General features: G+C 63.2%; 18 protein-coding genes. 5 read left to right on the forward strand and 13 right to left on the reverse strand.

Annotation, left to right across the window (positions count from 1 at the left end):
- Nucleotides 1-84 precede the first annotated feature (84 nt).
- Nucleotides 85-963: a helix-turn-helix domain-containing protein gene (locus ACHQ4I_RS38335; RefSeq protein WP_420776820.1), complete on the forward strand. Its 879-nt coding sequence runs from the start codon at nt 85-87 to the stop codon at nt 961-963.
- Nucleotides 960-1,163 (forward strand): DUF397 domain-containing protein, encoded by a 204-nt coding sequence (locus tag ACHQ4I_RS38340; RefSeq protein WP_420776821.1) that lies wholly within the window; start codon nt 960-962, stop codon nt 1,161-1,163. The genes ACHQ4I_RS38335 and ACHQ4I_RS38340 overlap by 4 nt, the downstream gene beginning before the upstream one ends.
- 643 nt (nt 1,164-1,806) lie before the next feature.
- Here the strand turns inward: ACHQ4I_RS38340 and ACHQ4I_RS38345 are convergent.
- The 7 genes from ACHQ4I_RS38345 to ACHQ4I_RS38375 form a co-directional block, all read right to left on the reverse strand.
- Complete coding sequence (locus tag ACHQ4I_RS38345) at nt 1,807-2,703, reverse strand: hypothetical protein (RefSeq protein WP_420776822.1); 897 nt, start codon at nt 2,701-2,703, stop codon at nt 1,807-1,809.
- 12 nt (nt 2,704-2,715) lie between these two features.
- Entirely contained in the window at nt 2,716-3,018 is a 303-nt protein-coding gene (locus tag ACHQ4I_RS38350; RefSeq protein WP_420776823.1) for a hypothetical protein, read from the reverse strand.
- Between the two features lie 2 nt (nt 3,019-3,020).
- Complete coding sequence (locus ACHQ4I_RS38355; protein WP_420776824.1) at nt 3,021-3,938, reverse strand: hypothetical protein; 918 nt, start codon at nt 3,936-3,938, stop codon at nt 3,021-3,023.
- Between the two features lie 221 nt (nt 3,939-4,159).
- Nucleotides 4,160-4,348, reverse strand: a complete 189-nt coding sequence (locus ACHQ4I_RS38360; RefSeq protein ID WP_420776825.1) for a hypothetical protein — start codon at nt 4,346-4,348, stop codon at nt 4,160-4,162.
- A gap of 208 nt (nt 4,349-4,556) precedes the next feature.
- Nucleotides 4,557-5,576: an inner membrane protein YhjD gene (gene yhjD, locus ACHQ4I_RS38365; RefSeq protein WP_420776826.1), complete on the reverse strand. Its 1,020-nt coding sequence runs from the start codon at nt 5,574-5,576 to the stop codon at nt 4,557-4,559.
- Nucleotides 5,577-5,642: 66 nt separating this feature from the next.
- Entirely contained in the window at nt 5,643-6,677 is a 1,035-nt protein-coding gene (gene trpS, locus ACHQ4I_RS38370; protein WP_420776827.1) for a tryptophan--tRNA ligase, read from the reverse strand.
- A gap of 21 nt (nt 6,678-6,698) precedes the next feature.
- Entirely contained in the window at nt 6,699-7,631 is a 933-nt protein-coding gene (locus ACHQ4I_RS38375) for an oxygenase MpaB family protein (protein WP_420776828.1), read from the reverse strand.
- 200 nt (nt 7,632-7,831) lie between these two features.
- Here ACHQ4I_RS38375 and ACHQ4I_RS38380 point away from each other — a divergent pair, with 200 nt between their 5' ends.
- On the forward strand, nt 7,832-8,566 hold the full coding sequence (locus ACHQ4I_RS38380) for a TetR/AcrR family transcriptional regulator (protein ID WP_420776829.1): 735 nt from the start codon (nt 7,832-7,834) through the stop codon (nt 8,564-8,566).
- A gap of 58 nt (nt 8,567-8,624) precedes the next feature.
- Here the strand turns inward: ACHQ4I_RS38380 and ACHQ4I_RS38385 are convergent, their stop codons facing one another.
- Genes ACHQ4I_RS38385 through ACHQ4I_RS38395 form a run of 3 tightly spaced genes read right to left on the reverse strand, consistent with a single transcriptional unit; the run spans nt 8,625 to nt 10,460 of the window.
- On the reverse strand, nt 8,625-9,110 hold the full coding sequence (locus ACHQ4I_RS38385) for a barstar family protein (RefSeq protein ID WP_420776830.1): 486 nt from the start codon (nt 9,108-9,110) through the stop codon (nt 8,625-8,627).
- Nucleotides 9,110-9,592: a guanyl-specific ribonuclease gene (locus ACHQ4I_RS38390; protein ID WP_420776831.1), complete on the reverse strand. Its 483-nt coding sequence runs from the start codon at nt 9,590-9,592 to the stop codon at nt 9,110-9,112. The genes ACHQ4I_RS38385 and ACHQ4I_RS38390 overlap by 1 nt, the downstream gene beginning before the upstream one ends.
- Nucleotides 9,593-9,644: 52 nt before the next feature.
- Nucleotides 9,645-10,460, reverse strand: a complete 816-nt coding sequence (locus tag ACHQ4I_RS38395) for an exodeoxyribonuclease III (protein ID WP_420776832.1) — start codon at nt 10,458-10,460, stop codon at nt 9,645-9,647.
- A gap of 62 nt (nt 10,461-10,522) precedes the next feature.
- Between ACHQ4I_RS38395 and ACHQ4I_RS38400 the strand changes: the two genes are divergently transcribed.
- Together ACHQ4I_RS38400 and ACHQ4I_RS38405 are read left to right on the forward strand one after the other, a co-directional pair.
- Nucleotides 10,523-11,383 (forward strand): alpha/beta fold hydrolase, encoded by an 861-nt coding sequence (locus tag ACHQ4I_RS38400; RefSeq protein ID WP_420776833.1) that lies wholly within the window; start codon nt 10,523-10,525, stop codon nt 11,381-11,383.
- Nucleotides 11,384-11,471: 88 nt separating this feature from the next.
- Nucleotides 11,472-11,897 carry a hypothetical protein gene (locus tag ACHQ4I_RS38405; protein ID WP_420776834.1) on the forward strand — a complete coding sequence of 142 codons (426 nt, stop codon included), beginning with the start codon at nt 11,472-11,474 and terminating at the stop codon, nt 11,895-11,897.
- 16 nt (nt 11,898-11,913) lie between these two features.
- On the opposite strand, the gene ACHQ4I_RS38410 is transcribed toward ACHQ4I_RS38405, so the two are convergent.
- The 3 genes from ACHQ4I_RS38410 to ACHQ4I_RS38420 all read right to left on the reverse strand — a co-directional run bounded on the left by ACHQ4I_RS38410 (nt 11,914) and on the right by ACHQ4I_RS38420 (nt 15,110).
- On the reverse strand, nt 11,914-12,771 hold the full coding sequence (locus tag ACHQ4I_RS38410; RefSeq protein ID WP_420776835.1) for an alpha/beta fold hydrolase: 858 nt from the start codon (nt 12,769-12,771) through the stop codon (nt 11,914-11,916).
- A 141-nt stretch (nt 12,772-12,912) separates the two neighbouring features.
- Nucleotides 12,913-14,175: an acyl-CoA dehydrogenase family protein gene (locus tag ACHQ4I_RS38415; RefSeq protein ID WP_420776836.1), complete on the reverse strand. Its 1,263-nt coding sequence runs from the start codon at nt 14,173-14,175 to the stop codon at nt 12,913-12,915.
- A 53-nt stretch (nt 14,176-14,228) separates the two neighbouring features.
- A complete protein-coding gene (locus ACHQ4I_RS38420; RefSeq protein ID WP_420776837.1) occupies nt 14,229-15,110 on the reverse strand; it encodes an SDR family oxidoreductase in 882 nt (293 codons plus the stop codon).
- Between the last annotated feature and the right edge of the window lie 10 nt (nt 15,111-15,120).

Raw genomic sequence — 15,120 nt, forward strand, 5'->3', positions numbered from 1 at the left:
GCATGGAAATCCACACTGCTGCCGCCGGACGGGATCGCAGCGTGATCTCCTGATGCGAACAGTGAATCCTGATGGGAGGCAGGCATGTCGGAGGACGGATCTACCCTGGCACGGCGACAGTTGGGGAAGTATCTGCGTGATGGAAGGGAGGGGCGCGGGCTCACACTCCACGAAGCGGCCAAGCTGATCCAGCGCAGTGCCAGCACCCTCCAGCGCATGGAGAAGGGCGGCATGGCCCACATGCGCGATGTGGACATCGAGGCGCTGTGCAAGATCTACGAGTTCGATGCCGATCACGCTGCGGCAATGAAAGGGCTTGCGGCACAGGGAAACGAGCTGAGCTGGTGGTGTGAGTACGGCGATCTGTTACCGGCGAACTTCGACTTCTATGTTGGGCTGGAGTCATCGGCGCAGCGTCTGAGGACCTATGAGCCCGAACTCGTACCAGGGCTGTTGCAGACCCCGGCATACGCGAGCGTACTCATCCGATCGGTCTACCCCGACGACGACGCCGAGGAGCATGCGCGCAGGGTGAGGTTGCGAATGCGAAGGCAAACCAGAATCACCCGCAAGTACCTTCCGGCGTCGCTCGATGTGATCCTTCGAGAGTCGGTGCTGCGGGGAATGGTTGGCGGGCCGCACATCATGTCGCCCCAGATGAGGCATCTCGCCGACATGAGCACCCGGTCCAACGTGAACTTGCAGGTTCTCCCGTTCAGCGTAGGGTTTCCCGTCGGAGTCGCGGTTGGTCCGTTCGTCATCCTGGAGTTCGGTACGAGCAAACATGGGCAGGTGATCGAGCCGCCAGTGGTCTACACGGAAAATTTCACGGGGAGCTTGTATCTTGCGAAATCAGCCATGGTTCAGCGATACGATCAGACGTACGAGAGCCTTCGGCGAAGCGCGATGGATGCTGTTGCCAGCCGGGCTCTACTCAGGCAGATGGCGAAGGAGTATGCGTGAACAGCGATTTGGCCCATGCCGTGTGGTTTAAGAGCAGCCGCAGCGGCGGAGCCGAGAACTGTGTTGAGGTCGCCTTCCTCCCGAACACCCTCGTCGGCGTCCGCGATTCGAAGAACCCATCCGGTCCCGCACTCGTGTTCACCCCAGCCGAATGGTCAGCCTTCACCGCCGCGACAACCCGCGGAGAGTTCGACCGCTGACGGCCCACGGGTCTCGTGGCGAGCAGGTCGTCTGCACTGAGGCAGCTTCCTGCTTACTGTTCGATAGCGGCAGTTCCAAGTGCCCGACTTTATTGCCCAAGGTAGCGAGTCAACCTGATGCAGAATTCAGCGACTTGCTGCAACTGTTCATCGGTTAACCTCAGGCGGCCACTGGGAGTCTGTGCGCGCTCTTCATATATTTGGACTACCCCTTCCCGCTCGTTGCTGTAGGTAGTGATTTCGACAAGACCCTGGGGCCGATTATCGAAGAGCCAGACCGGTTCCGACGTGCCGCTGATCCGCTTCATCAGCGGGCTGGGAGTCCAAGGGGTACTTGGATTAGCAATACGCGTGATTGAAGCACGTCCGACCATTTCTGAATTCGAATCAACGAAACAGTCTCCAGCCCGGTAGATTGTTGATCCAAGATCCCGGTCGGCCCTGATCCTTATGTCTTGCACCTTTAGATCGTTCACAAAAAAACTTGACAATGCATTGCACAGATCTCTCAACGTGGATGCTGCTGGCACGGTTGGAACAGGCTGGGCGACAGTAGGGCCCGGGGCAGGGGTAGGATCTGCGCACGCCGCAGAGATCGCCAGAACAACAGCACCAACAGCCGTTCGCGTCAGTCTATTCATTACTAACTTGCTTTATGCTTCCAGTCCGAACCGTCGCCATCGAGTACGCTGGCGTCGGTGTATTCAAGATTGTATTTGTAGCGCTTACCGTCACTGTCAACTCCTTCGGCCTCAACATGAATGGATGGCCATTTGTTGAAAGGCAGGCCCGATTGCGTTGCGACTTCTGCCGCAATATTGTTGCCTGCAATCATGCTGTTCTGCGCCATAGTGGCACATTCCCCGAATATGTTGAATATTTTGGTCTGTAGCACGCCTACCGTTTTCACCAAATCATCGAGGGTAAAAACAGCAGCTGGACCCTTCATCCAGATACCCGTCATCTTATTGGCGATTTCATTCTTGAATTCCAACAGTGCAGTGACCAGCTTCTTGTAAAGATCAAGGATGGCCTTGGCTAGCGTTTCCAGTTGGCCAGCGATCTTTTCACACAGGCCATCCATCGAAGTGAATGCCTCATTTTGCAGACCATATACGATGAAATACCGCCCTGCGGCCACTCCTTCCCATTCGCTGTTAAGATTGGTGGTCTTTGCTTGGCCACCCGCGTCTTTGATCTTGTTTCGGATCAGACGCCAATTCTCCGCAGTTTCGATAAAGGTAATAGGTGTTTTGACGCCAGTTTGGAACTCGGTCAACTTGTTGAGGACTGACGTGATGGTCTCCTCTATAGATTTTCTGTGGTCTTCAATCTTGTCGATAAGATACTCACTCGCGAGCATGCCCAGCCCCAGTGTGGTGACTGTCAAACCGATCTCGCCGGTCCGTAACAGGTCGATCAGCTTGTTGACATCGTCTTCATATCCTGAGGGTAATAATTCGAGATCTTTGGCGACGAGGCGCATCGCATCGATCTGCTTGTCTAGATCGGTGCGGGAGTCGGGTGTGGGTGCTGTCATCGAGTGCCATCCCTAACCATGAGCCTTGAGCTGCTGTGCACGGGCGGCGTCTTCCTCGTCGTAGGTATTTGCAGCCTGCCTCAGAATGTTTGCAATATTCTGGCACGCGGTAACACCCTCCGCGAGCCGATCGTTAACGTACCCTGGCGCTGGCTCATACTTCGATAAGGATGGAGCGAACACGCCGGCTTCGGCGACCGTCATCTTAACGCGATTAGTCATGCCCTGAGCCTCTCCGAGCCACCAGGCTGCAAGCTCCCATGCCGTTGCAGCCGCGCGCATACGATTTGTCGCAGCCTTGAAGTCGTCTGCCATTATTAGTAATACACCTGCTCGAGTAGTGAACGAACGTGTTGGTCATGCTGAAACTCGAGGTCGGATACCGAGTACCGTGTATAATCTCCCCATACCCTAAATTGTGGCCGCTGATTGCGGACTTGATCAGCACACCACAACAGCTCATCAACAAGAGTTGCGGGGTCTACGGTTTCTGCCCAACCCGACCAAATGGTTACTGAGTTAATTCTCATCCGGTCGGCGGTCATGAGCATCGCTGGTTCACCCTGGTACAACATGCGACCATTTACTAGGTACTCATTCTTTGCGATCATGGCGTCGAGCTTGTCTTGATATTCGGACCACCGCGGTGTCTCGAGTAGTATCATCAGCTGTGTTCGCCGGTCCGGAACCCCGCAATCAAGATCGAGCCCACCATCGGGAAGAAAACTTCGGGATGATAGGATCCGCGACAGTTCTTGCGCGATAGCGAGTTCATAGGCCTTAAGAAACTCTGTCCCATACTCATGGGGCTGAATATAGCGACTCCAATGACGGTCCAAATCGATTCTAATTGGGAGAAGTCCGCGGTCGAGCTGCATCGATGCAAAGGATGAGCCTGCAAGTTTCCAAGTGTTTACTAAAGAATCTTGGAGTTCGTTCCCTGGTTTGACATAGCCGCGTTGGGAAGCGCGATAGACCTCAGACTCTTCAATGCGAGGTCGCGACCTAGATTGTCCGCCACCCTGCGTGGGAAACAATGTATGTTGAGGTTGTTCCCAGGGAGCTGCCGGGCGATTCGCAGTTACAGGAGATGTTGCGAGGTTGGGGTTGATCGGGGTGGTTGGCGGCGGGGTAGGCGGGGTACCCTGCGCAGGTTTAGCAGCCTTGGTGAGAGGCTCATCGTCATCCCAGAACTCATCTGGATCGTCGTAGTGGTTGTAGAATCCGCCCGCCATTACGACACCTCACGGCGGTGTACGGCGCCCCGGGCGAGCGCCGTTTTCGTCCGGTTAACCTCCATTGAAGACCCCCATTCGCTTTAGTTGGCTCGTCAGGCAGTAGCCGCGACCACCCTCGCCGTCTCCTGCGGGGTTTGTCAACCCGGGGGCCGGAGAGGCGGCTCGCGAAAGCTGCTGTGACAGAGTGACTTAGCCTCGATTTTACGTGCCGCCGACAATCAGCGCTCAAGCCGCCGAGCACCCGCTTCCAGCGCATACGGCTCGATGTACAGAGCCCTGATCGTGCCGCGAGCATCGGCTTCGACATACACGCCACCATCCGCCGATCGCGAGTTCCCGCGCACCTCGGAGACCACGGCGTTCAATCGTTTGAGGTGCGCTGCCCGACGCTCGATGTACTCGTCCATTGCCCCCAACCCAGATCGATACGTGGATCTTCCTCGACGTACCGCGGAACTCTATCGGTCACAAGTTCACGGCGGCAAACCCGTTGGGACCAGGTGCGCCTGTGTCGCGTTGTTGGTCTCGGGAGCTGTCCAGCTGGCGAACCGAATGGCTCTCACGACCCGGTTGCCATACGGATCTATCCGGGTCAGCCACTGACACCGCTCCGGGTCAACGGCGGCGCAGCCCCGAAAGCACCAGCGCGGCAAGGGCACCCGCGCCGAAGTAGGCGGCGCCGGTGCCCATCGAGAGACCGGGGGCGCTCATGCGGGGCATGATCACGGCGGCGCTGGGTGGGGGGATTTCGGGTTCGGGCTCGTTCTCGGATGCTGTTGCGGCCCAGGCAGTTGCGAATAGGAGGATTCGGTAGGTGATGTAGGTGAACACCATCAGGCCGATGATCGAGCCGAATGTCGCGCCCGCGGGGCTGGTCAGTACCATCTGCAGGTAGAACGACGCGACGTATTTGAAGATCTCGAAGACCACCGCGGCCAGCGCCGCGGCCCGTGCGGCACTGCGCAAAGTGACCGGCTCCCTGGGCAGGCGCGCGATCATCCAGGCGAATACCGCCCAGGACGCGAGGAAGCCGAGCAGTATCGAGACGAGCACCAGCAACAGTCGCGCGCCCGGCAGATCCGCCATGCGGAACGTGATCAGCAGCCGCGCACCGAGTGTGCTCGACCCCAGCGCGGATAGGCCGATCGACACCACGAAGGCCAGCCCGAGTCCGATCAGCGCACCCAGGTCGGAGAGCTTGGTCAGGAACCAATTGCGTTCGAGGCTCTTCTGTTCCCACTGTTCGGTCAGTGCCGCCCGCAGATTCGCCATCCAGCCGAGACCGGTGTAGCCACCCACCAGCAGACCGAGCGTGCCGACGGTGCCGCGCGATCGAACCGCCTTCTCGATCAGATCATTGAGCTGACCACCGAGCGATCCCGGAATCTTCTCGAAGATCTTGTTCTGTAGATCGGCGAACAGGTCCGGGTGGCCCGACAGCACGAAGCCCGCGACCGCGAAGGCGACCATCAAGAGCGGAAATAGCGACAGCACCGTGAAATACGTGATCCCGGCCGCGTAGTAGTCGCCGCGTTGGCGCTGGTAACGCCCGCCTGCCCGGACCAAATGATCCAGCCACGGCCGTGATTGGATCCGGCGTTCTGCCGACGCCTTGACATCGTCGATCACCTGCACCTGTCACGCCCCTTCAACAGAGACCGCGGTGTGGATCCGCAAGCGGTCGATACCGGTATTCCCCGGCTAGCGAGCCAAAAACCCGACCCGGTCATAAACCTGCGCCAGAGTGTTGCCAGCAATCTCGCGGGCCCGCTCGGCACCCGCGGCGAGGATGCGGTCGAGTTCGCCCTGATCCGCTAAATACTCTTCCACCTTCGCCCGCAACGGCGTGACAAATTCGACCAGCGCGTCGGCGACGTCGGACTTCAGATCGCCGTAACCCTTACCGGCATAGTCGCGTTCCAGCGTGACGATCGGGGTGCCGCTCAGTGCACTCAGGATCACCAGCAGGTTGCTGACACCCGCCTTGGCCTCCGGGTCGTAGCGGATCTCGCGCTCGGTATCGGTGACCGCGGAGCGAATCTTCTTGGCGGTGATCTTCGGATCGTCGAGCAGGTTGATCAGACCGGCGTCGGTGGAGGCCGACTTGCTCATCTTCGAGGTCGGATCCTGCAGGTCGTAGATCTTCGCGGTGCCCTTGACGATATGTGCCTCCGGCACCACGAACGTCTTCTTGAACCGAGTATTGAAGCGCTGGGCCAGATTCCGGGTCAGCTCCAGATGCTGGCGCTGATCCTCGCCCACCGGCACCTGATGCGCACGGTAGAGCAGGATGTCCGCGGCCATCAGCACCGGATAGGTGAACAGTCCGACGCTGGCGTTCTCCGCACCCTGTTTGACCGACTTGTCCTTGAACTGGGTCATCCGGCTGGCCTCGCCGAATCCGGTGATGCAGCTGAGCACCCAGGTCAGCTCGGCATGCTCGGGCACCTGGCTCTGCACGAAGAGCGTGGAGCGCTTGGGGTCGATGCCGAGCGCGAGCAACTGCGCGGCCGCCGCCTTGGTGCGCCGGCGCAGTTCCTTCGGATCCTGCGACACGGTGATCGCGTGCATATCCGGGATGAAGTACAGCGCGTCGTAGTCGTCCTGCATGGTCACCCAGTACTGCAGCGCGCCAAGGTAGTTGCCGAGATGGAAGGACGCGCTGGTGGGCTGGATCCCGGACAGCACCCGCTGTTTGCGTTCAGCGGCCGGGTTCGTCTGAGCAGGACTGGACATGTCCCGATCTTCGCATGCGTGTCACGCGGAATTTCGCGCCGCCCAGTTGCGCGGGTCGACACCGGGCATGCTCGGGCGGCCGGTGCTGAGAAGTTCATGTTCGCGCTTGGACACCAATCGGTAGACGGGCGCGCTCGGACCGGCCAGAGTGCCGCGCAGCACCGGCGGCACCAGCGGCGGGGCGATATGCGCGGTGCGCACGCCCTGGGCCAGCGCGCGGAAGGCGATATGTTCGGGAAACCCCCAGCGCATCCCGTACATATCGCGGATGCGCGGCGGCAGGCTCCCCTGCACCAGCAGGAAGAACGCGTCGACGACCTGGCGCAACGGCCTGCGCTGCGGATAGGGCACGCGTTGACCGGCCAGATACGAGCCGACCAGCCGGGCCTCATCGGTGAGGAACAGCTCGTCCGAGGCGAGGTAGTCGTCGAAGGACTTGCGGAAGAGCCGGTAGCTACCGGGCGCGGCCTCGCGCGGCATGCCGAACAGTTCGGCCCAGCGGACGTAGTCCTGGTACAGGCCCTCACGCTCGCCGTCGGTCAGCGGGCGAACCAGCAGATCGTGCATCACCTCGGCCGAGTCGAAGGTGAAGGCCATGGTCATGTACATCAGGTGCGGGTCGAGCGCGGAGTAGCCGGTGCCCGCCGGATGGTGCGCGCCCGCGTCCTCGGGCAATTCGCCGACTACCTTCGCATGCTTCTTGGTGGTGAAGGCGAGCGCGCGGTCCGCCTCGTCCTTGCTGCCGAGGAAGACGGCCTCGAAGAGCTTGCCGGTCAACGCGAGTCGCGTGTAGGGCGTCATCCGATGCTCGGTGTTCTCGGCGGTCCCGACGTACAGCAGCGGATTGACCGCGCCGATGACAAGGGCGCGCTGGCCATAGGTGAGACCCACCGCGCGTTTGCTCATGACCCGCCGGGCCATCGAATTGTCGGTGAAGTAGCCGGGCTCGGACATCGCTGCCTCCTCGTTGAGCGCGTGCCATCTGGCATCTGTGACCCGCAATCCCGGCGCACCCGGGATCCACAGCATCTGGCAATAGAATCCCCCAGAATTCAGAATCTGGCAATAGTCTCTGCCAGATTGTGTCCCGACCCGGCAGCCGCATCGCACCGCGATCCGGTCAGCCGCAACCGCGCCCGTGCCAGAATCGCAAGGTGACTGCATCGCGTAACGACTCCACCAAGGGTGGCGGTCAAGCGACAGACCGGCCAGCACCACGCAACGACTCCACCAAGGGCGGCGGTCAAGCGACGGGCGGGCCAGCGCGGCGGACATACGGTGGGGTCTCCGCCGACGAGCGTCGAGCCCAGCGGCGGGCGGCACTGCTCGATGCCGCGCTGGAGATCATCGGCACCCAGGGCATCGCCAAACTCACCGTCTCCGGACTGTGCGCGCAGGCCGGACTCAACGAGCGGTACTACTACGAAAGCTTCGACAGCCGCGACGCGGTGCTGGCCGCGCTCATCGACAGGATCGCCGAGGAGTTGGCGGAAGAGATCGTCGGCGCACTGCGGTCCGCACCGGCGGACAGCCGCGCCAAATCGCATGCCGCCATCGCCGCGGGCATTCACCTGCTGACCGACGATCCGCGCAAGGCACACGTCGCGCTGATCGCGGGCATGGCGACGCCGGAGCTACGTTCGCGCACGAACCAGTTGGTGCGGGTGTTCGCCCGGCTGGTCGCCGCCGAAGGCATCGACTTCTACGGCGTCACCGACCCTCCCGACCCCACCATCGACTTCCGCGCCACCTACCTCGTCGGCGGCCTCGTCCAAACCCTGACCGCCTGGCTACAGGGCGACCTCCCGCTCACCCGCGAAGAACTGATCGACCACACCACCGATGTGTTCGTCCTCCTCGGCGAAGACCTCGCCCGCCGCCTCACCTGAGCGAGTCGAATGGCGGCTCTCTACGGGCTCGGGAACAACCACATGACTCACCGCAGGTCTACGGGCTCAGCCGGACGATCTCTGGGTCGGCCGGTTCGCCCTGTAGGACAACGCGGAAGGCGAGGCCCTGTTTGGACCAGTACTCGGCGGCATCGCGCATTGTTTCGGTGAACCAGGCTCGCTGTTCCGGTTCCTCGGCGAGCAGGTCGGCCGAATCTCGGATCACCGCAACGTATCCGGCTGCGGAGCCGACGAAATCATCTAGATCACGCAGGCATTCGTCGAAGGCGTCCTTATTCGCGCCGAAGTAGTACGGGAACTGGAAGGCGGCGGCGAATTCGTCGAAAACGCCCGCGGTGGTGCGCATCTTGGGGCCGCGCAATTCGCGCACCGCGTAGTCGACGGGGGCGTCGTAGCGCACGCCGCTGAGCGTCGGGGCGTCGACGGGGAGGGCACCCAGAACCGGTGTGGGTGCCGAGGCCGCCGCGGTAGGGGGCCGATCGGGCTCGGGGCGGGCAAGGAACTGCGATAACGGGACTGTCATCAGCGCATCCTCGTGAAGGTTTCGTAGTGGTCACCGGTGTACCAGGCGGAACCGTCGCTGCCGGTGACGATGCGCTCGGCGTCGCGAGACTGGTTGCGCTGCTTCGGGTTCACATCCCACTCCTGATAGGTGATGGGCTTGCCCGCCGAATCCTTGGCGGGCAGGGTCCCCGCGCGGTTCATCCAGCGGTCGCCGCCCTTGGTACCCGGCGCGTTCGCCGAATCCGGCCAGCGGCCCGCATCGATTTCGGTCAGGGTCGCGTAGGCGCGGTCCGGGACGCCGGGGGCCCGAGCGGTAGATGTGGTTGTCACATCCGGGCCGCGCGCCGGAATCACCACACTGGCGCTGCGAGTGGTGGAGGTGACCGAGGCGGCGGTCGGCTTGCTGTCGCCGCCGCGGGAAGTCAGCAGCGCTAGCACCAAGGCCAGCAGGGCGACGCCGAGCGCGGCGAAGGCGCGAACCCGTTTCGAGGAAATGTTCATGCGATCCCGATCTCCAGCACTGCCATATCGCGAAGCATCTTCGTCGCGAACCTTATCGGTACTGCACCGTGACGGGCGCATGGTCGGACCAGCGCTCGGCATAGGTGGCGGCGCGTTCGACCACGGCCTGCTTGGCCCGGGTGGCCACCTCGCCGCGCGCCAGGTGGTAGTCGATGCGCCAGCCGGCGTCGTTGTCGTAGGCACGGCCGCGATAGGACCACCAGCTATACGGGCCGGGGACGCCGGGATACAGGCCGCGCACCACGTCCACGTATCCGGCGGCCACCATGCCATCGATCCAGGCCCGCTCCTGCGGCAGGAAACCGGAGTTCTTCAGGTTGCCCTTCCAGTTCTTGATATCGAGTTCGGTGTGCGCGACATTCCAGTCGCCGCAGATCACGAAATCACTGGTCTGCGCCCGCATATGAGCACCGATCTCGTCGAGGAAGCGGTATTTCTCGTCCTGCATCGGGGTATCCGCCTCGCCGGTGTGCACATACACGCTGGCCACGGTCAACTCATCGAATTCGGCCTCGACATAGCGGCCGGTACCGGCGAATTCGGCGCTGGGATGCCAGATTCGGTCCTGCCAGCGCCCGAGTCCGATGCGCACGGCCCGAGGTTCGCGACGGGACAGGATGCCGACCCCGGCCCGCCCCTTCGCTCCCGGCTCCGCATGCGTCAGATGCCAGCCCGCGTCCAGCGCGGGGGCGAGCGCGGCGCGGGTCTGCTCATCGGTTGCCCGGGTCTCCTGCAGGCAGATGATGTCGGCCTCGGTGACCGCCAGCCACTCGAGCATCCCCTTGCCCGTCTTGCCCGTCGCCGCACGGACGCCGTTCACATTGATCGACGAGATGATGTATGGCACCTGACGACCGTACAATGCTGGTCAGACGAACTCCCCCGGACATCGCCGTCCAGGAAGGGGTGATGACGATGACGTCAGGCACCACCAACTCCTCCGCCCCTATCGCGCCGATCAAGGCGCTGCATGTCGGATCCGGTGACCCGGTCCTGCTCCTGCACGGGTTCATGCTCTCGCCGCATTGCTGGGAACAGGTTGCGCTGCGGCTGTCCTCGCATTGCGAGGTCTTCGCCCCGGCCTTCGCCGGCCACTGGGGTGGCGAACAGATCGACGGCTGGCTCCTCGATGTCTATGCCCTCGCCGACCGGATCGAGGATCAACTCGACGAACTCGGTTGGCGCACCTGCCATATCGCGGGCAACTCGCTCGGCGCCTGGGTCGGCTTCGAACTTGCCCGGCGCGGCCGGGCCCGCACCCTCACCGCGATCGCACCGGCGGGCGGTTGGCGGTCGCCTTCGCTCACCCAGTTCCGTGTCGGTGCGAAGTTCGTGGCCCTGGCCTCGATCGTCGAAATCGGCAAGCGCCTGGGCGGATTCGCGATCAACAACCCGATCGCCCAGCGCTTCGCGCTGCTCGCGTTGTGCAAGAACGCCGCGGCCGTCTCCCGGCGCGACATCGCCGCCATGATCACCGCGGCCCTGCACTGCGACGCCATGATCCCGCTGATCCTGGGCTGCGTACGGTCCCAGGCCCTCGAGGACCTGTCGAACCTCCCCACCCCCGTGCGCCTGCTGATGGCCGAATACGACCGCATCATCCCGAACCGCGTCTACGCGCGCCGCTTCCTCCAGGAACTCCCCGACTCCGCCGACCGCATCCTCGTCAACGGCGTCGGCCACGTCCCGATGCTGGAGGCCCCTGACCGGATAGCCACGCTGATAGCCGAACACATCTACGCCAGCCGCACCCACTTGCGCGCGGTCTGACACACCGAATATCCACAGGTCAGCGAGTCATCCACAATTCGGCAGCAGCCCCTCGATTCGGTCCGCGCCGACGTCTACTGTTGCGGCCATGGGGAGCCCACAGCGAGATCACGAGGTCCGGCAACTTCGCGGCGATGTCGACGGCCTGTACGACTTGACGAGCGATACAAGCGATACCGCGATGGCGACGAAACGCGCGGTTCGAGAGGTCGACCTACGGCTCCGCAAGCTACAGGTGACCACTGGCCGACAGTTCGGGGTTGTCATCGCAACCCTCCGTCAACACGGCAAGCGGCTGGATCGGGTGGACGAGCAGCTGGATCGCGTGGGCGGGCAGCTGGATCGAGTCGACGAACAGCTGGGGCAGGTCGACGGACGACTGGGCCAGGTCGACGGACAACTCGGCCAGATCGGCCAGCGGCTGGATCAGATCAACGGGCAGCTGCTCGACATGTCGCAGACGCTCGAGACCGCTGTCGGCATGCTGAGAGTGCAACAGCCGCCGACGGGATGAACGCCCTTTTGAAACTTCAGGAAACTGCGCTCGCCTGCCGAGAGCCGTCCCCTGCCAGGAATTCCAGGATGAGTCGGCCGACGTCTTCGGGAACATCCAGTTGCGGGCAGTGGCCGACTCCCGGCAGGACGACGAATTCGCTGCCGGGGAGGAGGGCGTGGAGGGCACGGCTGGCGGCGACCGGGATGATGGCGTCTCTTGCGCCGTGGACGACGAGGGTCGGGCACTCGATGGTGAGCGACGGGTGGCCTGCGGGGTGTTCGCGGGCGTAGCGGACCGCGTCGCGGCCGCGGGCCGCTACGGCGGGCATGTCGGGGACGGAACGGGTTGCGGTGGTGAGGAATTCGGGATCGGCGGGATAGCCGGGGCCATAGACGAAGCGGGCGACCGCGGTGCGAACGGCCCAACGGACGATCGGGCCGGGAATCGGGAGGGCGGCGACAAAGCGGAAGAACCAGGTGTATTCGTACCGGCGGCCGACGCCGGCCAGCCAATGACGGGCCAGCAGCGGCTCGTCGAGGGTGGCCAAGGCGCTGACCCGGTCGGGGTTGCGGGAAGCGGCGTGGACCGCGGTCGCCGCACCGAGTGAATTACCCACGAGCACAAGGGGACCGTGCGCGGCGATGATCGCATCGACGAAAGCGTTGAACTGCGGTGTCATCGGGCCCGGTGTGCGTGGATCGGCGAGGCCGAAACCGGGGAGGTCGACGGCGAAGGCGACGCGGTCGGCGGCTTCGAGGGCGGTGAGCACGCCGCGCCAGGTGTCGGCGCTGTCGGCGTAGCCGTGCAGGAGCAGGATCGGGATACCTTGTCCGGCAACGGAAAGCACCCTGGTCTCGACTCCACCATAGCGGGCACGGCCTTCGCTGATCATCGGACTTCCTTGTTCGAAGAGCCTCTCGGCGTCTGCGTTTCGATCGATCGCAAAGGCAAACGACCTACAGCACAGGCGGATTCGTCGCCCCACGCATGCGATCGCCCGCGTGGGGCGATGATCGGCAATCGCCGGACGGCGCTACCGGGCGAGCAGCCCCTTGGCTATGTGGGTGACCTGAATTTCATTGCTACCCGCGTAGATCATCAGCGACTTGGCGTCGCGGGCGAGCTGTTCGACGCGGTATTCGGTCATATAGCCATTGCCGCCGAACAGTTGCACCGCGTCCATGGCGACATCGGTGGCGGCCTCGGAGGCGTAGAGCTTCATGGCCGAGGCCTCGGCGAGGGTCGGCGGCTTGCCCGCCTTGCCGCGCTCGAGGGTATTGAAGACCATGTTCTGCACGTTGATTCGGGCGATCTCCATCTTCGCCAGCTTGAGCTGGACCAGTTGGAAGCGGCCGATCTCCTGACCCCAGAGCTTGCGGCTCTTGGCGTATTCCACACAGAGCCGGTGACATTCGTTGATGATGCCCAGCGCCATGAAGGCGACGCCGATGCGTTCGGCGGTGAAGCTGGAGCGGGCGCTGTCCCGGCCGTCGCCGCCCTTGTGCTCCTCGGTCTCGCCGAGCAGTCGGTCCTTGCCGAGCCGGACATTGTCGAAGAACAGCTCACCGGTCGGCGAGGCGTGCAACCCCATCTTCTTGAACGGCTTGCCCTGGGTGAGGCCCTCCATGCCCTTGTCCAGGACGAATGTGAGCACGCGACGCTCGCGCTTATCGCCACCGTCACCCTCGTCGAGCTTCGCGTAGACGATCATCACATCGGCGAACGGACCGTTGGTGATGAAGGTCTTCTGCCCGTTGAGGATGTAGTCCTCACCGTCACGCTTGACATAGGTCTTCATGCCGCCGAACGCATCCGAACCCGAGTCGGGCTCGGTAATCGCCCATGACGCGACCTTTTTCATGGTCACGATGTCGGCGAGCCAGCGCTCCTTCTGGGCGAGGGTGCCCCGCGACATGATCGTGGTCGCACCGAGGCCGATGGACACGCCCATCGCGGTCACCAAACCCATACAGACGCCCGATAATTCGGCGATCAGCACGGCCATCAGCGACTCCTGGCCGCTGAACGGGCTACCTTCGGAAGCCTTTTCCTTCTTCGTCGGCTTCGGCTCCCCGGCCGCGATGGCCGCCGCACGTGCCTTCTGCTTGGCGAGCATCTTCTCGATCGCCTCGCCGCCCATGGCATCAATTCCGAACTCGCTGAACAGCTTCCGGATGATCGGATACGGCGTCATCTCGCCGCTGTCGAGCGCGTCGAGGTGCGGACGGATCTCCTTGTCGATGAACGTCCGCACGGCGTCGCGGATCATCACATCGGTTTCGGACCATTCGAACATCAGTGTTCTCCTAACCGGGGGTGGCAGTCGGCGAAGCCGACGGGTGGGTCAGCTCAGGGAAGCCGAGCGGCGATGTCATCGATGAGCCAGGGGCCCTCGGTCTCGATCGTCTTCACGTCGTGCCAACCGGCGAGTTCGGAGATGGCACCGCCCTGCACCGCGAACACCTTGCCGGTGATCGCGCACTTATCGGAAGCCAAGTATGCGACCAACGGGGAGATATTGGCCGGACTGAAGGCGTCGAAACCGCCCTCGGCCTCCGCGGCCTCGGCCTCGGCCGCCATGATCTCGCCCATGCCGGGAGTCGCCAGGGTGAGGCGGGTGCGCGCGATCGGGGCGATGGCGTTGACCCGGACGCCGTAGCGCGCCAGTTCGTCGGCCGCGACCAGGGTCAGCGCCGCGATCCCCGCCTTGGCGGCGCCGTAGTTGCCCTGACCGGCATTGGGCACCGTGACACCCGATGCCGAGGCGGTGTTGACAACCGCCGCATTGGGCTGGTTGCCCGCCTTGCTCTGGTCCTTCCAGAACGCCGCGGCGTGATGCAGCACGGCCGCGTGGCCCTTCAGGTGTACGGCGACGACCGCATCCCACTGTGCCTCGTCCATGCCCGCGATGAAGACGTCGCGCAGAATGCCCGCGTTGTTGATCACGATATCCAGGCCGCCGAACTCCGAAACCGCCTGATCGACGAGCTTCTTCGCACCGTCCCAGGTCGCGATGTTCTCGGTGTTCGCGACGGCCTTGCCACCGGCCGCGACGATCTCATCGGCGACCTCCTGCGCGGGACCGACATCGGTACCCTCGCCGGAGTTGCTGCCGCCCAGGTCATTGACGACGATGCCGGCGCCCTCACGAGCGAACAGCAGCGCGTGCTCGCGGCCGATACCACGGCCCGCGCCGGTGATAACGGCGACTTTTCCTTCCAGTGCACCCATGTGCGTCGAC

Origin of the sequence: Nocardia nepalensis, from assembly GCF_048910785.1 — a bacterium.
Taxonomy (GTDB): Bacteria; Actinomycetota; Actinomycetes; order Mycobacteriales; family Mycobacteriaceae; genus Nocardia; species Nocardia nepalensis.